We start from the raw sequence: 19,409 nt of genomic DNA on the forward strand, positions 1-19,409 counted from the left end.
CCAGGTCTCTAGCGGACTTCTCGCTTGGCGAACCGCCAGGTGGCCAGCGCGCCGAGCAGGACGAGCGCCCCGCCCAGGTACGCCGACGCCTGGACCAGGCTGAGCACGAACACTTTGTCGATCAGCTCGCCGTTGGCGGCCCGCTCCTGGTAGGGGATCTCGGCGCTGCCGTTGAGGAAGGCCTGGACGTTCGGGTCCGGCAGCGCGGCCGGCAGCCAGGCTGAGGCCCCGAACAGCAACACCATCACCCCGACCGCCCACTGCAGGACCATCACCCCTAGCAGAACGCCGATCGGGCCGGCCGTACTGCCCAACAGGCCGGCCAGTCCGAACCCGATCAGGCTGGCGAACAGCACCAGCAGGAAGCCGCGTCCGGTCATCGCCCAGGCGTCCGGCGCGGGTTGCAGTGCCGCCGACCCGGAGAAGGTCAGCACGATCCCGGCCGCACCCGCCTGCAGCAGGCCGAGCAGCAGCACACCGAGCATCGCGGTGCCGACGATGGTGGCGATCGCCTTGCTCACCAGCACCGGAATCCGGGACGGCACGTAGGTGAGCCAGGTGCCCAGGTTGCCGGTCTTGAACTCGGCACCGAGGAAGGACGCGCCGAGCAGCAGCGCCGCATAGGCCGCGATCATCACCCCGGCCTGCCCCATCGCGCCGGCCAGGACGGCATAGGGCGGGGGCTGGCGGACGAAGTCTTCGCGCCGCGGCGTCCACGCTGTGCACTCCTCGGTCGAGCCGCCGTCGCGGAGGCATTGCTGCGTCTCGCGGTCGGCGTCCTGCTTGGCGTCGGTGTACTGCTGCTCGGCCTGCGCGAGTTCCGGCGCCGACATCGGCCGCGCGCTGTAGGCGGCTCCGGCCACCACCAGGACGGCCAGCAGTGCCCCGGCCACCAACACCACCCAGAACAGCCGCCGGCTGAACCAGCGGTTCAGCTCGGCTCCGATCAGCCGGTTCATGCGGCTCCTCCGACCGCTCCGGTGAGTTCGAGGTAGACCTGCTCGAGATTGCGGCGGAGCACACTGAGCTCACTCACCCACAGCCCGCCCTCGCCGAGCACCCGGGCGACGAGCGCCGGGTCGAGGGCGGCGTCCCCTCGCGTCACCAGCAGCGCCCGGCCGTCGGAGCGGACGTCCAGCCCGGCCGCCCGGAGCAACTCGGCACCCCGCGCGGGATCGGTCACCACGGCCCGGACCGGGTCGCTGCCGGCGGCCAGCAGGGTCGCCACCGGCCCTTCGGCGAGGGTGCGGCCGCGGGCGATGATGGTGACCGTGTCGGCGACCTGCTGCACCTCGGCCAGGATGTGGCTGGAGACCAGCACAGTCTTGCCGGCATCGGCCAGCTGCCGGACAGTGGCCCGGAAGTCGTGGATGCCCTGCGGGTCGAGACCATTGGTCGGTTCGTCGAAGATCAGCAACTGCGGATCCTTGAGCAGGGTGGCCGCCACCGCCAGCCGCTGCTTCATGCCCAGCGAGTAGGTGCGGAAGTCGCCTCGTTCGCGTCCGGCCAGGCCGACCTGCTCGATCACCTCACCCACCCGGGACAGCGGTGCCCCGATCGCCTGCGCCAGCAGCGCCAGGTTCTTGCGCGCCGAGAAGGTGTCGAAGAATTTCGGCGCTTCGACGATGGCCCCGACCTTGTCGATCACCTGCGCCAACCGGGCCGGCACCGGTTCGCCGAACAGGCGCATCGTGCCTGAATCGGCCGGGATCAGGCCGAGCAGCATCCGGACGGTGGTGGTCTTGCCCGAGCCGTTGGGGCCCAGGAAACCGTGGATGCCGCCGGCCGGCACAGTCATCGTCAACTCGTCGACGGCCTTGATCTGCCCGTAGCGTTTGCACAGCCGGACGGTCTCGGCCGCCGGCACCGAACCGGCCGAGGGTGGCGGGGGGTGGTCACTCATCCGCCCATCCTGCCAGGCACCGCCTAGTGAACGGCTGATTCCGGATCAGCTCCAGTCCAGGATCACTTTCCCGCAGTCGCCTGACCTGGCCACGTCGAAGGCGAGTGCCCAGTCGTCGGCGGCGAACCGATGGGTGATCACCGAGCGGACGGCTTGGACCAGGCTGGGTGAGCTCGACAGCATCGAGGTCATCAGGTACCAGGTCTCGAACATCTCCCTGCCGTAGATGCCCCGGATCGTCAGCATGTGGGTGATCACCTTTCCCCAGTCGATCGGGTACGGGCTCTTCGGCAGTCCGAGCATGGCGACCTTGCCGCCATGGTTCATGTTGTCGATCATCTCGGCGACCGCCTGCGGCGAGCCGGACATCTCCAGCCCGACGTCGAATCCTTCCCGCATGCCCAGCTCGCGCTGCGCTTCGGCGACCCGGGTGCTGCCCACGTTCACCACCAGGTCGGCGCCGGCGGCGCGAGCCAGCTCGAGCCGGACGTCGGCGAGGTCGGTCGCCACCACATGCCGGGCCCCGGCGTGCCGGGCGATCGCCGCCGCCATCACCCCGATCGGTCCGGCGCCGGTGATCAGCACGTCCTCGCCGACCAGCGGCCACTGCAGCGTGGTGTGGGTGGCGTTGCCGAGCGGGTCGAAGATGGCGCCCAGGTCAGGATCGACCCAGTCCTGATGCCTCCAGACGTTCTCCACCGGCACCACCACGTAGTCGGCGAAGGCACCGTCGGTATTCACGCCCAGACCGACGGTGCGGACGCACTGGTGCCGGCGCCCAGCCCGGCAGTTGCGGCAGTACCCGCAGACGATGTGGCCCTCGGCCGAGCACGGGTCGCCCGGCCCGAGTTCCTTGACCTCGCTGCCGACCTCGACGATCTCGCCGAAGAACTCGTGCCCGATGGTCTGCGGCACCCGCACCTGGGACGCGGCCCACTCGTCCCACTGCTGCAGATGCAGGTCGGTACCGCACAAGCCGGCCCGGAGCACCCGGATCTTCACCTGCCACGGACCGCAGGACGGCTCAGGCCGCTCGACCAGCTCCAGCCCCGGGCCTGCTGTCGTCTTCGCCAGCGCCCGCACGGTGATCTCCTCTCCGCAGCCCATCCAACCACTTGCCAGCGGCGGCGGCCTCGGTCGATAGTCGGGCATGCCGTACGCACTTCCCCCCGGCGCCGGGCCGGGCACGACCGGCGTCCAACTGCGGGTGGACACGCCGCGCCGATTCACCCTGATGACGCCGTTCTGGTACGCGCCGTTCCGTCGGTTGCCGCCGGCTCTGGATGCGCTGTTGCCCGCACCGGAGCCGCCGCCCGCGCCGCAACCCCCGGACACCGCGCGACGGTGGCTGCTGATCCCCGCCGGTGCGACGGACCTGGCCAGCGTGCCCGGCGTGCTGTGGGGGCTGGTGGCCAGTTACGGACGGCACACGCTGGCGGTGCTGGTGCACGATCATGTGGCGTCGCTGGCCGACACGGAGCCCGAGTCCACCCGTTTCGACCGGGTCGCAGCCGCCGACGAGGTGTTCTTCCAGGCTCTCCGCGACCCGGAAGCCGGCCAGTACCGGGCACCGTGGTTCCGGTCGCTGGTGCTATGGGCCGGGGTGTCGGCGGCCCGCTACTTCCGGCACCGCCGACCGGGATTCGCGGCACTGGGCGGCGCCACGGTGGGAGCCTGGCTCGCTTTGGGCTGGCTGGTGGAGAACCTGGGTGGTCGCCCGTTCCCGCTGGCCGCCTGGATCTTGGCCGTAGTGGGCTTGGTGACGGTCGGGGTCGCCGGATTCTTCGCCACCCGGCTCGCCCGGCTGCAGCCGCACGGGCCCACGCCGAACCCGGTGCAGCCGACGGTCGTGCCGACCCGGCTGCAGGCCGCCACGTCGTTCCTGCCGGACGGCTCGCGCCCGGTCGGACGGGCCAGCGACATCTGGGTGGTCCGCGCTCTGGCCGCGGTCGCGATCGTGCTGCTGCTCGCGGCAGCCTGGACGGCGCTGCCGCTGCCACCGCTGTTCGGGATCGGGGTACCGGGGTTTCTGGCGATCATCGGCGTGGCCGGGTTCCTGGCCGGATCGGGCTATCTGGCGCGGTCGCCGATCCGGCGCGACAGCGTCCTGCCGCTGGTCGTGGCGCTCGCCGGTCCCCCGGTCGGCCTGGTGGCGCTGATCACGCTGGCGGTGCTGTTCCTGCTCTGGCTGCCGGACGCCTTCGGCGCGACGGGCGAGGGCCCGGTCAACACCCTGGAACGAACCGGCCGTCGCCACTGATCAATCGACAGCGCCACGTTCGGCCAGCGCCTCGCGCGCCGGCAGTTCGACGGGCCCGAGCCGTCCACTCGCCCGGAGCGATCTGCGGTGGGCCGCCCGGCGCCGCCGCAAAACCTGCTGGAGACCGAATACCCCGCCCAGAACGGACACCCCGAGCAACGAGGCGAGAATCATCAAAACGGGACTCATCGCGCTCCTTTCCCCGTCGTCCGGCAGCCCTGGCAATAGCTAGTAAAGCAGGATTCTGACGATCTGCCGAGGCGCCCACAACAGTATGGACGAGGCATCGAAATATTAGGATGGCTAGCTGAAACGTCACCCATCGGATATTTCAGAGTTGCCGATAGTTGCCCCGAACGTAGGCGACCGGGGCCACGGTCTCGTCGATCTCGACGGACTCGACCACCCCGCGCACCAGCATCGACCAGCCGGCCTCGACGGGTTCACCCACCAGGCGGGCACCGAGCCAGCCGGGCGACGTGGCCAGCACCGGACCCCATGGAGTGTCCCGCCAGCTGGCCAGCCGGAACGGGCCGCCCGGTGCGGGGGCGAGTCCGGCCATCGCGTCGGAGAGTTGGCGGTCGGCATGCCCCAGCAGGCTCACCGACCAGCGCCGGGCCCGAAGCAGACCGTGGAACAGCTCCGAGGCCGGGTCGATCAACCCGATCACCTCACCCGGCTCGCCGTCGGCGACCAGCATCGAGGACACGGTCAGCCCGACCGGCGGAGCGTCGCCGTCCCGGGCCGACCAGATGGTGACCGGAGCCGGGAGCCGTCCGCGGAACCGCCGCAGCGGACGCCGCGGCTGACCCACGGCGAACGGATGGGTGTCGTGGATGGTCACCCGGCCCAGTGTGTCAGCCCGCCGAGGCCACCGGCCCGGCGTCCGGTTGTGCCTGGATGGTCGGCCGGGTGGTCGACGCCGTCGGCGTGGGCGTGGGTGTGGGCGTCTGGGTCGCCGCCGGACTGGTCGGCGCGACCGTGGGGGTCGCCTCGGTCGTGGGCGTCGCGCTGGGTGTCGGCTTCGCGGTCGGCGTGGCACTGGCGCTCGGCGTCGGCTTCGGGGTCGGCCGGTCGTTCCTGGCCTGGCCGATGGTGGTGCCCTTGCCCCCGTCGAGGGACTTCCCGGTACCGAACTCCCAGCCGGTGACCAGGCCCATCGCGACCACGAAGGTGACCGCGGCGGTCGCCACGACTCCGCCGATCACGGCGAGCGGACGTCGCCAGCCCCGCCTCCGGGGGCCGGCGCCAGCGGGCCCCGACGCGGACTGAACGACTGTGTCGGTCTCCTCGTCGACCGGAACGGTGATCACTTTCGTCTCGCCATCGGCGTCCCGCAGGACGATCTTCTTCACGCCGTCCCGGGTTCGTTCCAGGCCCCTGGTGTACAAGGTGCTGGCGAATGCGGCCAGCACGCTGGCGATGCCCGCGCCGGCCAGGGTGCCGGCGTATCCGAGCCGGGAACCCAGGGCTGCGGTGGTGACGGCGGCAAGCGCACCGCCGGCGATCTGGGGCAGGTTGAAGAGCTTGGCTTTGGCTTCGTCGTTGGTCTTGGTCAGTTCGGTCTTCTCGGCGGTCTTCGTCTCAGTCACTGTTCACTCGTCTACATCTATGCGGTTCAGCAGGAACCCCGAACTAGGTTAGTCACTGCGACCAATATTCCCAAGGTCGGCGTGTCGGCCACTACTGTGAGGGGCATGGAGACCGCCGCGCAGACGATGTACGACCGGGTCGGCGGACACGCAACCTTCGTCGCCCTGGTGGACGCCTTCTACGCGGGGGTGGCCGATGACCCACCGCTGCGGGCGCTGTACCCGGAGGAGGATCTGGGCCCGGCCGCCGACCGGCTGCTGATGTTCCTGGAGCAGTACTGGGGCGGTCCGAAGACCTACGGCGAGCAGCGCGGACACCCGCGGCTGCGGATCCGGCACGCGCCGTTCGCGGTCACCCCGGACCAGCGGGACCGCTGGCTGCGGCACATGCTGGCCGCGCTCGACGGCCTGCGGCTGGAGCCCGAAGCGGACGCCGAGATGCGGGACTACCTGATCCGGGCCGCCCACTTCATGGTGAACAGCTTCGACGAGTAGTCAGCCAGAGCGCAGGGCCGGGGAGTACACGCCGGCGCGGTCGGCGATGATCCGGGCGATCTGACGGGCGGCGTCCGGCTTGGCGACCCGGCGACTGGCCGCCGCCGCGGTCCGCAGCGCGTCCGGGTCTTCCACCCAGCGCCGGACGGCTTCGACCACCTGATGCGGCCGGGGCGCCCACACCCCGGCCTTCTTCTTCACCACGTAGGCGACGTTGCCGTCCTCTTGGCCGGGCAGCCGGGAATAGAGCACCAGCGGCAGGCCGGCGATGAACCCCTCGCTGATCGTGCCGGGGCCGGCCTTGGTGACCAAGATGTCCGCGGCCGCCATGAACTCCGGCATCTCCCGGGTGAAGCCGTAGATGTGGTGCGGCATCGTCCAGGGCAGTCCGCGCAGTCGTTCCTGCAGGCCCTCGTTGCGGCCGCAGATCGCCACCAGCGTCGCTTTCAGCCGCGCTTCGTTGATGGCCTTGACGACCGCCTCCATCGGGCCCATCCCGTCGCCGCCGCCGACCACCAGGATCACCGGCAGGTCCTTGTCCCAGCCCTGCGCCGCACGAAACTCCGTCGGATCGGCCGGCGGCACCCGGAAGCGTTCGGCGACCGGAAGCCCGACCACCCGGACGTTGCCCTCGGGAATGCCGTACTCGACCGCGACCTCGCGGGCCTCGTTGGTGGGTACCACGACGAGGTCGGCTCGCCGGTCGAACCAGAAGGCGTGCGTGGTCACCATGTCGGTGACGACGGTCATGAACGGCGTCGGGCTGGACTTCATGGTGCGCAGCACACCGGTGTTCACCAGCGGGTGCACCGAGACGATGATGTCGGCCGGATTCTCCCGGTAGAGCCGGCGGATCGCCCGCGCCACGTAGGGGAACATCATCCGGATGAAGGCTCGGGAGCGTCGCTTGCCGTCCGTCGCCTTGTACGAGATGGCCCAGGTCTCGGGAAATTTCGTCATCGGCGGGTACATCTCTGGCGCGTACCGCAGCGGTGCCGGCAGATAGTCGCGGAAGACGTCCACCATCTTGCAGTCGAAGGTGTCGGGGAACTCCAGCCCGAGCGCCTCGATCAGCGCCAAGGTGGCCGAGCGGTGCCCGCCGCCGGTGTCGGAGAACAAGAACAGCACCCGCCTGCGTGCGGCTGGAACTGCCGGCATGACTCTCCTCGGTGTCGCGACATCGCTACGTCTCCCGCACGATACCGCCGTTGGGAGGTATCGCCGGTCACCCCGGGCCGGAACCGCCGTGCTGCCCGGCGCCGGGCGTCGGGCTGCCCTCCTTCGCGTCGTCCGCCTGGTGACGCTGGGCATAGGACTCGTCCTCGGCACCGGTGTCGACGTGGGTCGGGTCGAGCACCCGGCGCAGGAAGGTCCGGGTGCGCTCCTGCTGCGGGTTCCCGATCACGTCCTCGGGTGGCCCCTCTTCGACGATCACGCCGCCGTCCATGAAGATGACCCGGTCGGCCACCTCGCGGGCGAACGCCATCTCGTGGGTGACAACCATCATCGTCATGCCGGACCTGGCCAGGTCACGCATCACCGACAGCACGTCGCCGACGAGTTCGGGGTCGAGCGCCGAGGTGGGTTCGTCGAACAGCATCAGGTCGGGGTCCATCGACAGCGCCCGGGCGATCGCCACCCGCTGCTGCTGCCCGCCGGACAGCTGCGCCGGATAGGAGCCGGCCCGCTCGGCCAGGCCGACCTTCTCCAGGTTCTCCCGGGCGGTGGCCTCGGCGTCCGCCTTCGGCCGCTTGAGCACGTTGATCGGCGCGATCGTGCAGTTCTCCAGCACGCTCAGGTGCGGGAACAGGTTGAACTGCTGGAAGACCATGCCCATCCGGGCCCGCAGTTCGTCGACGTCGGCGTCCGGATCGGTGATCTCCTCGTTGAGGATGAACACCCGGCCGGCGGTGGGCTGCTCGAGCAGGTTGACGCAGCGCAACAGGGTGGACTTCCCCGAGCCGGACGGCCCGATCACGCAGACCACCTCGCCCCGCCGGACGATCGTCGAGATGCCCTTCAGCACCTCGATCTGGCCGAAGCTCTTGTGCAGGTCGTAGATCTGGATCTCGTCGTCACGGTTTCCGGTGGGCATCGCTGTCGTCGTCATCGGGTGGCCTTCCGCTGCGTCGCTTCCATCCGCCGGACCAGGAAGGTCAGCGGCAAGGTGATCACCAGGTAGGTCAGACCGGCGATGACCAGCGGCGTCATATTGGAGTAAGTGTTGGCGAGGTCACGGCCGTACTTGGTCAGATCGAACGCCTCGGCGCTCAGCCCGATCACGTAGATCAGCGACGAGTCCTTGGTCAGCGACACCAGCTCATTGGTCAGCGGCGGCGTGACGATCCGGAAGGCCTGCGGCAGCACGATCTTCCGGGTGGCCATGCCGGAGGTCATCCCCAGCGAGCGGGCCGCCTCGGTCTGGCCCTTCGGCACCGCCTGGATTCCGGCCCGGATGGTCTCGGACATGTAGGCCGAGGCGACCAGCCCGAGTGCCATCCACACCGAGCCGAATGGATCCAACGGGATCCGCAGGCCAGGAATCGCCAACGAGATCAGGCTGAAGGCGAGCAGCACGATGATGGCAGGCACCCCGCGGAAGATCTCGGTGTAGCCGGTGGCGATCCAGCGGTAGGGACCGATCTGCGACAGCTTCATCAGCGCGAGCACGGTGCCCAGCACCAGGCCGAAGACGAATGCTCCGACGGTGTAGAGAACAGTGTTCTTGAGGGCGTTCAGCAGGCTCGGACCAACCGTCTCGGCGACCAGGTCCGGGCGGAAGAACACGGACTGCAACTGGCGGCCGTCGGCGAACAGGATCACTGCCACCACGGCCAGTACCAGAACGCCGTAGTTGACCCAGCGGATCCGCTGGGCGCGGCGGCGGGGTGAGAGCTTCTTGCGGGTCGGTGTGGCTGTGGACGTCATGCGGTACCCCTTGCGAATCGGCGCTCCGCTGCCCCGGCCGGCGACCGGGGCAGCGGGGCGGTGAGCGATGTCAGTCCTTGGGGGCGTCCTTGCCGAACCACTTCTGATAGATGGCGTTGTAGCTGCCGTCCGCCTTGGCGGTCTTCAGGACGTCGTTGACCACGGCGAGCAGGGCGGCGTTGTCCTTCCCCATGCTGAACCCGTACTTCTCATGGGTGTTGAACTCCTTGACCACCTTGGTGCCGGGGTTCTCGGCGGCGAAGTTGTAGACCACGCCGTTGTCGTTGATCGCCGCCGCGACCGTCTTGGCCAACACCGCGTTCGCACCACTCGGGAAGTCGTCGAACACCTTCACCGTGTACCCGTTGGCGGCGGCATTGTCCTTGCCGTAGTCCTGGCCCGTGGTGGCGTCCTGGACGGCCAGCATCTTGCCTTTCAGGTCGGGCAGGTCGGTGATCGTGGAGTCAGTGCTCACCAGCAGCGCCTGGGTCGCCGAGAAGTACGGATCGGAGAACGACGCGGCCTTCTGCCGGTCGGCCCTGATGGTGATCGCCGCGGCGGCCGCGTCACACTTCTTGGCGGCGAACACCGCACCGGAGGTGATCTGCTCGAACGCGATGTCGAAGATCTCCTGGGTCACCCCCAGCTTCTTGGCGACCAGGTCCATCAGGTCGACATCGAACCCGACGGTCTTGTTGTCCTTGTCCTTGAACTGGAACGGCTTGTAGGCCAGGTGGGTGCACACCGTGAGCTTGCCCGGTGTCACCAGCGACACGGTCTGAGCGCTGCCCGACGTGCTTCCCGTGGGCGATGGGGACGCGGCGGGCTGGCTGTAGTTGGCACAAGCGGCCAGCGTGCTCAGGCTGAGTGCGGCCAGGCCGGCCAGCAGGGCGCGCAGGTGTCTGCGATGTGAAGTCACGGTCACTCCTCGATAGCGGGATATGGCCGCATACTTGCCCACTGCTCCGGCTCCGACAAACGAACCCGCCGATTGAAACCGGGCTGTGACCTTCCGGCGCTGACCGGAACGGGTCGGGCTCAGCGCCGGCCGCCGGAGCCACTCTGCCGGGCGCCGACGAGGACGCGCTGCTCGCTTCCGGGCTGCTGAGCCGACGGACGACGGGACGGCTCGGCCTGGACCTGCTGGATGTTTCCCGCTCGGATGGCCGCGGTGATTGCGGCGGAATCGTCGATGAACATGTTTCCCCCCTGGTCGATGTTCACCAGTAGGAAACCACGAGGTCATGCTTTCGTACCTCGCGGAACCGAGGAGTTATCCGTTTGTTACCTCGGCGGGCTGACGGCGTCCTCGACGAGGTGCATCTCGTGCTCCAGCCGGCCCTCGACGTCCACCTTGTGCGCCCGGACGCGGGACAGCACGACACCGCCCATAGCGATCAAGCCGGCCGCGATCGCGATCGCGATCCGGAGCACCGGGTTCGCGCCTTCGCCCACCGAGAGTGCCACCACGGCCGGCGCGATCAGCAGCGCGACCAGGTTCATCACCTTGATCAACGGGTTGATCGCCGGGCCGGCGGTGTCCTTGAACGGGTCACCGACGGTGTCGCCGATCACCGTGGCGGCATGGGCGTCGGAGTTCTTGCCGCCGTAGCGGCCGTCCTCGACCAGCTTCTTGGCGTTGTCCCAGGCACCGCCGGAGTTGGCCAGGAAGACCGCCATCAAGACGCCGGCGACGATCGCGCCGCCGAGGAAGCCGGCCAGCGGGCCGACGCCCAGGCCGAAGCCGACGGCGATCGGGGCGGACGCCGCCAGCAGTCCGGGTGTGGCCAGCTCGCGCAAAGAATCCCGGGTGCAGATGTCCACCACCCGGCCGTACTCGGGGCGGCCTTCGCCGGTCATGATGCCGGGGATCTCGGCGAACTGCCGGCGTACCTCGAAGACGATCGCGCCGGCCGCCCGGGTGACCGCGTCGATGGCCAGCCCGGAGAACAGGAACACCGTGGCGGCACCCAGGATGACGCCCACCAGGGTGATCGGCGAGACGATCTCGTAGGTCAGCATGGCGGCGGTGATCGCATTGCCGGCCTGCTCGGTGAGCGAGCTCAGCGAGTGGTTGACCGCGTCGGTGTACGAGCCGAACAGTGCGGTGGCGGCCAGCACCGCGGTGGCGATCGCGATGCCCTTCGTGATCGCCTTGGTGGTGTTGCCGTCGGCGTCCAGCGCGGTCAGGATCGCCTCGCCCTGCTCGTCGACGTCCTTGCTCATCACGGCGATGCCCTGGGCGTTGTCGGAGACCGGGCCGAAGGTGTCCATCGCCACGATCACGCCGACGGTGGTCAGCAGGCCACAGCCGGCCAGCGCGATCATGAACAGCGACAGGATGATCGAGCCGCCCGAGATCAGGAAGACGCCGCAGATCGCGGCCGCGATGATGCCCGCGGTGTAGACCGCCGACTCGAAGCCGACACCGATGCCGGCCAGCACCACGGTCGCCGGCCCGGTCAGCGACGTCCGCGCGACGTGAATCGTCGGGTTGGAGTCGGTGCCGGTGAAATAGCCGGTCAGCCACAGGATCACCCCGGCCAGCACGATGCCGATCGCCACCGAAGCCGCCGCCATCACCCGCGGGTCGCCGGGCAGCGAGCTCACCAGTTCGGGCACCGAGGTCAACGCGGCGAAGCTGGACGGCAGGTAGACGAAGGCGGCGACCGCAGCCAGCGCGGCCCCCGCGGCAGCGGAGGTGTAGAAGCCGCGGTTGATCGCGGTCAGGCCGGATTCCTCGCCCCGGATCCGGGTGATCGCGATGCCGAGCACCGCGGTCAGCGCACCGATCGCCGGCACCAGCAGCGGGAACACCAGGCCCTGCTCGCCGAAGGCGGCCTTGCCCAGGATCAGCGCGGCGACCAGGGTCACCGCGTAGGACTCGAACAGGTCGGCGGCCATCCCGGCGCAGTCGCCGACGTTGTCGCCGACGTTGTCGGCGATGGTGGCCGCGTTGCGCGGGTCGTCCTCGGGGATCGACTGCTCGACCTTGCCGACCAGGTCGGCGCCGACGTCCGCGGCCTTGGTGAAGATGCCGCCGCCGACCCGCATGAACATGGCCAACAGCGCGGCGCCGAAGCCGAAGCCCTCCAGCACCGACGGCGCCTGCTCGCGATACAGCAGTACGACGGCGGCCGCGCCCAGCAGGCCGAGACCGACCACGCTCATCCCGACCACGCCGCCGGTGCGGAAGGCGATCTTGGCACCCTCGACCCGGCCGTTGGCGCGCATCGCGGCAGCCGCGACCCGGACGTTGGCCCGTACCGCGAGCCACATGCCCAGGTAGCCGATCGCGGCCGAGAAACCTGCGCCGACCAGGAAGAACGCCGACCGGCCGAGCCGCACCGACAGGTCGCCGGGGAGCAGGAACAGCAGTCCGAACGCGATGATCGCGAAGATGCCGAGGGTGCGGAACTGGCGGCTCAGGTAGGCGGCGGCGCCCTCCTGGACGGCTCGGGCAATCTCACGCATCCGCGTCGTGCCCTCGTCCTCGGCAAGCACCTGGCGCCGCAGCAACACCGCGTAGAGCAGACTGATCGCTGCGATTCCGGCGATTGTCCAGACGATGGCCAGGCTCGTGGGGCCCAACTCGAGCATGCATCCTCCTCGGCCGACGGCTTCTGGCCGGGCTCTCTCCTGCGGTCTTCCCCTGGTCGGGAAGATTCGGGGAGTCTATTGGTCATTACAGCCCGGCGACACCCAGACCGGGCGAGTCCGCGTTGTTCACGATTATGTTCATCGTCGGCTTGCGAAATCCACTGAGCTCCGCTTGGATCGCGACTGACGCAGTCCCCGACCCGAGGAGCAGCCATGTCCGCGACCGCACTCAATCCGACCAGCCGCGCCGCCGCCCTGAGCCGCCTGGCGGCCGAGGAGTTGGACGTCCTGGTGGTCGGGGGCGGGGTCACCGGTGCCGGCATCGCCCTGGACGCGGTCACCCGCGGGTTGCGGGTCGGCATCGTCGAGGGCCAGGACTGGGCCAGCGGCACGTCGTCTCGTTCGAGCAAGCTGCTGCACGGCGGCCTGCGCTACCTGCAGGCGCTCGACTTCAAGCTGGTCAACGAGGCGCTGCACGAGCGCGAACTGCTGCTGGCCACGCTCGCTCCGCACCTGGCCAAGCCGGTGTCCTTCCTCTATCCGCTGACCAAGAAGTACATCGAGCGACCTTACGTCGCGGCCGGCATCACCCTCTATGACGTGATGGCCCGGCTCGGCGCCAAGGCCACCTCGCCGTTCCACCGGCACTACACGCTGGCCGGCGTCCAGAAGCTGTTCCCCGACGTCCGGCCCGACGTGATGGTCGGCGCCATCCGGTACTGGGACGCGCGGGTCGACGACTCCCGGCTGACCCTGACCCTGATCCGCACGGCGGTCGAATACGGCGCGCTCGCCGCCAGCCGGGTGAAGGTGACCGACTTCACCAAGACCGACGGACGGGTCGACGGCGCCGAGGTCACCGACCTGGAGAGCGGCGAGAGCTTCACCATCAAGGCCAAGCACGTGATCGCCGCCGCCGGCGTGTGGACCGAACAGACCCAGGACCTGGCCGAGGCCGAGGGTGGGCTGAAGGTGCTGGCCTCCAAGGGCATCCACATCGTGGTGCCGAAGGAGCGTCTCGACGGCGAGGTCGGCTTCATTCTGCAGACCGAGAAGTCGGTGCTGTTCATCATTCCGTGGGAGCGGTACTGGGTGATCGGCACCACCGACACCCCCTACCACCAGGACTTCACCCACCCGGTGGCCTCCCAGGCCGACATCGACTACGTGATCGACCACGCCAACGTGGTGTTGCAGAAGCCGATCAGCCGCGACGACGTGATCGGCACCTGGGCCGGGCTGCGCCCACTCCTGCAGCCGGCCACCAAGGGCGACGGCACCGCGTCCACCAAGGTGTCCCGCGAGCACACCGTCACCGAGGCCGCCCCCGGGCTGGTCACCATCGCCGGCGGCAAGCTGACCACCTACCGGGTGATGGCCGCCGACGCCGTCGACTTCGCGTTGGGCGAGGCCGGCGCCAAGGCTAAGCCCTCGCAGACCAAGCACACCCCGCTGATGGGTGCCGCCGGCTACCAGGCATTGAGCGGACAGGCCGATTCGCTCGGCGCCGAGTTCGGCTGGGACGGACGCCGGGTCCGGCACCTGCTGGACCGCTACGGCAGCGAGATCAACACCCTGATCGCGCAGTGCCGCGAGCAGGCCGACCTGGCGAATCCGGTCGAGCACGCCCCGGACTACCTGCGGGTCGAGTTCGGCTACGGCTGCACCCACGAGGGCGCCCTGCACCTGGAGGACCTGCTGGTCAACCGCACCCGGCTGACCTACGAGATCGCCGACTCCGGACTGGCCGCACTGCCGGAGATCGCGGCGCTGGCGGCGGACAGGCTCGGCTGGGACGACGCCCGCCGCGACGCTGAGATCGCCGCCTACACCGCACGAGTCGAGGCCGAGCGGGCCGCGGCCGGCGAGCCCGACGACGCCTCCGCCGCGCAGGCCCGGTCGGCGGCCCGGGATGTGACGGACGCCGTCAACGCCTGATCGTTGGCCGAGCGTGTCGAGGCACCGAGAACGCCGGATCTGAGCTATCCCAACGCTTCGCGCAGCAGCGTCGCGTAGGCGGCCTGCTCGTCCGCGACGTACCTCGTCCGGGGCCAGAAGAAGCCGCGCAGTCCGTCGCCCTTGGAGCGCGGCACCACATGGACGTGCAGGTGCGGCACCGACTGGCTGACCACGTTGTTGATCGCCACGAAGGTGCCCTGCGCGCCGAGCGCCGGTCCCATCGCGGCGGCGATCCGGCGGCAGGTGCCAATCAGCGGCAGGACCAGGTCGTCGGGCAGGTCGAGCAGGGTGTCGACGTGCTGCACGGGGCAGACCAAGACGTGTCCCTTGAACACCGGCCGGTGGTCGAGGAAGGCGATCACCTGGTCGGTGCGCAGCACGACCTCGGCGGTCAATCGTCCCTGGATGATCGCACAGGCAATGTCGGCTTCGGCCATGTGGACATTGTCTCATCGGCCGATATCCCGCGTTTTGGGCTTTCCGAATGCGCCGATGGTTGACACACTGTGCTGGCAAGGCCTTTTCGGGTGAACTGAAGCACGGGGGAACTTCATGACACGCGATCTATTGATCGTAAGCGAGCGCGCGCTCACAGCGTCTGACCTGGCCGCAGGGGTTTCCGCGGCGCACCAGGGACGGCCGTGGCAGGTCACCGGTGATGGTGACCGGCTGTCGGTCATCCATTGCGACCAGCCGCTGCTGCAGGTACAGCTATCGGTCCCGGTCGAGGATCCCGGCGAAGTCGCCGAACTGGTTCCAGGGCGGGACCAGCCCGTGATGCTGTGGCGGACGGAACTGAGCGTGGTCGGCGAGCAGCTGCCACTGGGACTCGACGTGGCGAGGGCGGTCGCCTGGGAGGCCGGTGGCACCCTGGTCGAACTGCCCCAGAGTCCGTGACCGCCGAGTCCAGCTCGCCGCCCCGGCAGGTACTGGCGAGTGAGGTGGAGGCGCTGCTGGACTTCATCACCGAGCGCCAGGCCGATCCGGCCACCGGCACCTGCTACATCGGCACCGAACGCGAAGCGCTGCGACTCGAGCTCGAGGAACTGGGCGACGCCTGGCCGGGCTCGGCGCTGGTGGCGACCGATTCCGGCGGCCGGATCGTCGGCGCCACGGTGACCGACCTGGACCTTGAACTGGGCCGCAGCTGGATCCATGGCCCGTGGGTCGCCGAGGCGCATTGGGACGCCCTCGCCCGTCCGCTGCTGGAATCGGCGATCGCGTGCTGCCCCTCCGGGGTGGACCAGCACGAGATCTCCGGTGACATCGCGAACCGCCGGATGGCCGCGCTCGCCGCGGACCTGGGCTGGACGGCGTCGGTGCCCAACCACGTGTTCGTGGCCAAGCTCGCCGACGCCGCCAACTGGCCGGCCGACGACCCCCGGGTGCGCGCCCCGCGCGGCGACGACTTCGCGACGATCGACCCATTGCACGCCGCCGAGTTCCCGAACACCTACCTGACCACCCGGCAGATGATCGACGAAGGCATCACCGGTGAGCGGATCACGGTGGTCAGCGAGGCCGGCGGTGAGCTGCTCGGCTACGCGGCCGGACGCGTCCAGCCGGACGGCTCGGGCTACCTCGACTTCATCGCCGTCAAGCCCGAGGCTCGTGGCACCGGCGCGGGCAGGGGTCTGCTGGCCACTGTGAGCAGGCGGATCCTGGCGGCCGCTCCGTTGCACGACGTGAATCTCACCGTCCAGGATCACCGAGCGCCCGCGATCGCCCTCTATCGGGCGCTGGGGTTCACCTTGGAGACCACGATCGTCGGCTACTCGTCGCGTCTTGCCCCTCAGACGTGACACGGTCGGCGGTGCCCGGCTGGCCACCATTGGCCCATGACGACAGTGATCGGATCGCCGCTGGTCAAGCGGGGCCTGGCTGACATGCTGAAGGGCGGCGTCATCATGGACGTCGTCACTCCCGAACAGGCGCGGATCGCCGAGGACGCCGGCGCAGTCGCGGTGATGGCACTGGAGCGGGTGCCCGCCGACATCAGGGCGCAGGGCGGCGTGGCCCGGATGAGCGACCCGGACCTGATCGCCGCGATCATCGACACGGTCTCCATCCCGGTGATGGCCAAGGCCCGGATCGGGCACTTCGTCGAGGCGCAGGTGCTGGAGCACCTCAAGGTCGACTACATCGACGAGTCCGAGGTGCTCTCCCCCGCCGACTACAGCCACCACATCGACAAGCACGCGTTCACCGTTCCGTTCGTCTGCGGCGCGACGAACCTTGGCGAGGCGCTGCGGCGGATCGCCGAGGGCGCGGCGATGATCCGCTCCAAGGGCGAGGCCGGCACCGGCGACGTGTCCGAGGCGACCAAGCACATCCGCACCATCCGGCGGCAGATCGCCGAGCTGAGCGCGCTGGCGAAGTCGTCCCCGGACGAGCTGTACGTGGCCGCCAAGGAACTGCAGGCACCGCTGGACCTGGTCCGTGAGGTGGCCGAGGCCGGAGCCCTGCCGGTGGTGCTGTTCACCGCCGGCGGCGTCGCCACCCCGGCCGACGCGGCGCTGATGATGCAGCTCGGTGCCGACGGCGTGTTCGTCGGCTCGGGCATCTTCAAGTCCGGCGACCCGGCCGCCCGGGCCGCCGCGATCGTCAAGGCGACCGCCCGGTTCGATGACCCGGCGGTGATCACCGAGGCGTCCCGCGGACTGGGCGAGGCGATGGTGGGCATCTCGGTCGCCGACGTGCCGGCGCCGCACCGGCTGGCCGAGCGGGGCTGGTGACCGGGTCCCCCACCGTCGGGCTGGTCGCCCTACAGGGCGGCGTCCGGGAGCATCGGTCGATGCTGGAGTCACTCGGTGCCCGGGTGGCGCCGCTGCGCGGTGCTGACGATCTCGTCGGCCCGGACGGCGTCCGGGTGGACGCGGTGCTGCTGCCCGGCGGCGAGTCGTCCACGATCGACAAGCTGCTGCGGATGTTCGACCTGTTCGAACCACTGCGGACGAGTGTGGCCGCCGGACTGCCGACGTTGGGCACCTGCGCCGGGCTGGTGCTACTGGCGCGCGAGGTCGAGGACCGGGCGCCCGGGCAGCAGTCTTTGGGTGTTGTGGACGTCACGGTGCGGCGCAATGCACTCGGCTCTCAGGTCGACTCGGCCGAGGCCGAACTGAACAGCACCCTCGGCCCGGTCCGGGTGGCGTTCATCCGGGCACCCGTCGTCACCCGGGTCGGGACGGATGTGGAGGTGCTGGCCCAGCGCGACCAGCAAGTGGTCGCCGTCCGGCAGTCACTGGTGACGGGCATCGCCTTCCATCCCGAGCTGACCGGCGAGACGGTGTTCCACCGAAGGCTGCTCAGCGACATCCGCGGCTGAGCCGACATTTGTCCGAACGTTGCTAGTGCCTGTTGCAATAGTGTGTCTCACACACTATCGTGTGAGTCATGGGCGAGGAGTTCGACATTCATCTGCAGGAGTTGCGGCGCGGCACGGTGGTATTGGCCTGCCTGCGGTTGCTACACGTTCCCGGCTACGGCTACGGCCTGCTCGAGGCGCTCGACCGCCAAGGCTTCGGCACCGACGCCAACACCCTCTATCCGCTGCTGCGACGGCTGGAGAAGCAGGGACTTCTCACCAGCGAGTGGAACACCGACGAGGCCCGGCCACGCAAGTTCTACCGCACCTCGGCGGCCGGCAGCCGGCTCGCCGACGTCCTCACGGCCGACTGGCACAAGATCACGGCCGCCATCGATTCCCTTAACGACCAGGAGCACTGACATGACTGCGACCCTGACGCAGCGGTACATCGCCGCCGCCATCGACTCTCTGCCGCCGGCCTCGCAAGACGACGTCCGGGCCGAGCTGGAGGCATCCATCGCCGACGCCGTCGAGGCTCGCATCGACCACGGCGAGCAGCCCGTCGAAGCCGAGCGCGCCGCGCTCAACGAGTTGGGCGATCCGGCCATTCTGGCGGCCGGCTACGCCGACCGTCCGCTGCATCTGATCGGTCCGCGCTACTACCCGACCTGGTGGCGGTTGCTGAAGCTGCTGCTGGTCGTCGTGCCGCTGTGCGTGCTCGGCGCCGTCGCACTGGGCAAGACGCTCGCCGCGGACGGCACCGGCGAGATCATCGGGCACTCGATCGTCGCCGCGCTCTCGACGGCGGTGCACCTCTGCTTCTGGGTGACCCTGGTCTTCGTCGTGCTGGAGCGCACCGGCGCCGGCCTGCCGGAGTGGAACGTGGACAACCTGCCCGAAGCGCCGGAGAGTTCGGCGGGCCGAGTCAACCTGATCGCGTCGCTGGCGTTCCTCAGCTTGGCCGTCGGCGCCCTGCTCTGGGACCAGTCGATCGGCTTCATCCGGGTCGCGGGCGGGTCCGTCCCGGTGCTGAATCCGGGACTCTGGCCATGGTCGATGGCCGGCTTCCTGGCACTGCTGGCAGCCGAGGCCGCGTTCGCCGTGGTGCTGTTCCTGCGCCGCGGGTGGAGCATCGCGCTGGCTGTCGCCAACACGGTGATCTCGGCGCTGTTCACCGGCCTCGTCCTCACCCTGCTCGCAAGCGACCAGCTCGCCAACCCGGAGTTCCTGGCCCTGGTCACCCAGCGCAGCGGCGAGGCCGACCTGGTCCGGATCATCGGTGTGGTGGTGGCGTTCTCGGTGCTCGTCATCGGCGTCTGGGACATGGTGGACGGCTGGCGCAAGGCGGCCCGCGAGCATCGATAG

22 protein-coding genes are annotated in these 19,409 nt (G+C 69.5%); 9 read left to right on the top strand and 13 right to left on the bottom strand.

Annotated features, from left to right (window positions below; genetic code table 11):
• Positions 1–8: 8 nt before the first annotated feature.
• From QM711_RS07470 to tdh, 3 genes are read right to left on the bottom strand one after another with little or no spacing between them, the layout of a single operon-like run.
• Positions 9–959: an ABC transporter permease subunit gene (locus tag QM711_RS07470; RefSeq protein WP_415097844.1), complete on the bottom strand. Its 951-nt coding sequence runs from the start codon at positions 957–959 to the stop codon at positions 9–11.
• Positions 956–1,903, bottom strand: a complete 948-nt coding sequence (locus QM711_RS07475) for an ABC transporter ATP-binding protein (RefSeq protein ID WP_415097846.1) — start codon at positions 1,901–1,903, stop codon at positions 956–958. The genes QM711_RS07470 and QM711_RS07475 overlap by 4 nt, the downstream gene beginning before the upstream one ends.
• A 45-nt stretch (positions 1,904–1,948) precedes the next feature.
• Positions 1,949–2,986 carry an L-threonine 3-dehydrogenase gene (gene tdh / locus QM711_RS07480; protein ID WP_415098639.1) on the bottom strand — a complete coding sequence of 346 codons (1,038 nt, stop codon included), beginning with the start codon at positions 2,984–2,986 and terminating at the stop codon, positions 1,949–1,951.
• Positions 2,987–3,053: 67 nt separating this feature from the next.
• Here tdh and QM711_RS07485 point away from each other — a divergent pair, with 67 nt between their 5' ends.
• On the top strand, positions 3,054–4,163 hold the full coding sequence (locus QM711_RS07485) for a DUF1353 domain-containing protein (protein ID WP_415097848.1): 1,110 nt from the start codon (positions 3,054–3,056) through the stop codon (positions 4,161–4,163).
• Here QM711_RS07485 and QM711_RS07490 read toward each other — a convergent pair whose 3' ends face one another.
• From QM711_RS07490 to QM711_RS07500, 3 genes are all read right to left on the bottom strand, one after another.
• Positions 4,164–4,352 (bottom strand): hypothetical protein, encoded by a 189-nt coding sequence (locus tag QM711_RS07490; RefSeq protein ID WP_415097850.1) that lies wholly within the window; start codon positions 4,350–4,352, stop codon positions 4,164–4,166.
• Positions 4,353–4,494: 142 nt separating this feature from the next.
• The gene (locus QM711_RS07495; protein ID WP_415097852.1) at positions 4,495–5,007 is read right to left on the bottom strand and encodes a flavin reductase family protein; all 513 of its coding nucleotides are present in this window, start codon (positions 5,005–5,007) and stop codon (positions 4,495–4,497) included.
• A gap of 13 nt (positions 5,008–5,020) precedes the next feature.
• The gene (locus QM711_RS07500; protein WP_415097854.1) at positions 5,021–5,755 is read right to left on the bottom strand and encodes a hypothetical protein; all 735 of its coding nucleotides are present in this window, start codon (positions 5,753–5,755) and stop codon (positions 5,021–5,023) included.
• 105 nt (positions 5,756–5,860) lie between these two features.
• On the opposite strand from QM711_RS07500, the gene QM711_RS07505 reads away from it, so the two are divergent.
• Positions 5,861–6,250, top strand: a complete 390-nt coding sequence (locus QM711_RS07505; RefSeq protein WP_415097856.1) for a globin — start codon at positions 5,861–5,863, stop codon at positions 6,248–6,250.
• Here the strand turns inward: QM711_RS07505 and QM711_RS07510 are convergent, their stop codons facing one another.
• The 6 genes from QM711_RS07510 to QM711_RS07535 form a co-directional block, all read right to left on the bottom strand.
• Positions 6,251–7,408 carry an MGDG synthase family glycosyltransferase gene (locus QM711_RS07510; RefSeq protein ID WP_415097858.1) on the bottom strand — a complete coding sequence of 386 codons (1,158 nt, stop codon included), beginning with the start codon at positions 7,406–7,408 and terminating at the stop codon, positions 6,251–6,253.
• Positions 7,409–7,475: 67 nt separating this feature from the next.
• Entirely contained in the window at positions 7,476–8,360 is an 885-nt protein-coding gene (locus QM711_RS07515; protein WP_415097860.1) for an amino acid ABC transporter ATP-binding protein, read from the bottom strand.
• The gene (locus QM711_RS07520) at positions 8,357–9,178 is read right to left on the bottom strand and encodes an amino acid ABC transporter permease (RefSeq protein WP_415097862.1); all 822 of its coding nucleotides are present in this window, start codon (positions 9,176–9,178) and stop codon (positions 8,357–8,359) included. The genes QM711_RS07515 and QM711_RS07520 overlap by 4 nt, the downstream gene beginning before the upstream one ends.
• Before the next feature lie 70 nt (positions 9,179–9,248).
• Positions 9,249–10,097, bottom strand: coding sequence for a transporter substrate-binding domain-containing protein (locus tag QM711_RS07525; protein WP_415097864.1), 849 nt, complete (start codon positions 10,095–10,097; stop codon positions 9,249–9,251).
• 119 nt (positions 10,098–10,216) lie between these two features.
• Entirely contained in the window at positions 10,217–10,378 is a 162-nt protein-coding gene (locus QM711_RS07530; RefSeq protein WP_415097866.1) for a hypothetical protein, read from the bottom strand.
• A gap of 84 nt (positions 10,379–10,462) precedes the next feature.
• Positions 10,463–12,778, bottom strand: coding sequence for a sodium-translocating pyrophosphatase (locus QM711_RS07535; protein WP_415097868.1), 2,316 nt, complete (start codon positions 12,776–12,778; stop codon positions 10,463–10,465).
• A 213-nt stretch (positions 12,779–12,991) separates the two neighbouring features.
• On the opposite strand from QM711_RS07535, the gene QM711_RS07540 reads away from it, so the two are divergent.
• Positions 12,992–14,716, top strand: coding sequence for a glycerol-3-phosphate dehydrogenase/oxidase (locus tag QM711_RS07540; protein ID WP_415097870.1), 1,725 nt, complete (start codon positions 12,992–12,994; stop codon positions 14,714–14,716).
• 44 nt (positions 14,717–14,760) lie between these two features.
• Here QM711_RS07540 and QM711_RS07545 read toward each other — a convergent pair whose 3' ends face one another.
• Complete coding sequence (locus QM711_RS07545) at positions 14,761–15,174, bottom strand: HIT family protein (protein WP_415097872.1); 414 nt, start codon at positions 15,172–15,174, stop codon at positions 14,761–14,763.
• A gap of 115 nt (positions 15,175–15,289) precedes the next feature.
• Here QM711_RS07545 and QM711_RS07550 point away from each other — a divergent pair, with 115 nt between their 5' ends.
• From QM711_RS07550 to QM711_RS07575, 6 genes are all read left to right on the top strand, one after another.
• Positions 15,290–15,634: a hypothetical protein gene (locus QM711_RS07550; protein WP_415097874.1), complete on the top strand. Its 345-nt coding sequence runs from the start codon at positions 15,290–15,292 to the stop codon at positions 15,632–15,634.
• Positions 15,631–16,539 (top strand): GNAT family N-acetyltransferase, encoded by a 909-nt coding sequence (locus tag QM711_RS07555; protein ID WP_415097876.1) that lies wholly within the window; start codon positions 15,631–15,633, stop codon positions 16,537–16,539. The genes QM711_RS07550 and QM711_RS07555 overlap by 4 nt, the downstream gene beginning before the upstream one ends.
• A gap of 36 nt (positions 16,540–16,575) precedes the next feature.
• Complete coding sequence (pdxS, locus tag QM711_RS07560) at positions 16,576–17,472, top strand: pyridoxal 5'-phosphate synthase lyase subunit PdxS (protein WP_415097878.1); 897 nt, start codon at positions 16,576–16,578, stop codon at positions 17,470–17,472.
• A 59-nt stretch (positions 17,473–17,531) separates the two neighbouring features.
• On the top strand, positions 17,532–18,062 hold the full coding sequence (gene pdxT / locus QM711_RS07565; protein ID WP_415098641.1) for a pyridoxal 5'-phosphate synthase glutaminase subunit PdxT: 531 nt from the start codon (positions 17,532–17,534) through the stop codon (positions 18,060–18,062).
• 68 nt (positions 18,063–18,130) lie between these two features.
• Positions 18,131–18,463 (top strand): PadR family transcriptional regulator, encoded by a 333-nt coding sequence (locus QM711_RS07570; RefSeq protein WP_415097880.1) that lies wholly within the window; start codon positions 18,131–18,133, stop codon positions 18,461–18,463.
• Between the two features lies 1 nt (position 18,464).
• Positions 18,465–19,409, top strand: coding sequence for a permease prefix domain 1-containing protein (locus tag QM711_RS07575; RefSeq protein ID WP_415097882.1), 945 nt, complete (start codon positions 18,465–18,467; stop codon positions 19,407–19,409).

This window comes from Micropruina sp. (genome assembly GCF_047602385.1).
Lineage (GTDB): Bacteria > Actinomycetota > Actinomycetes > Propionibacteriales > Propionibacteriaceae > Micropruina.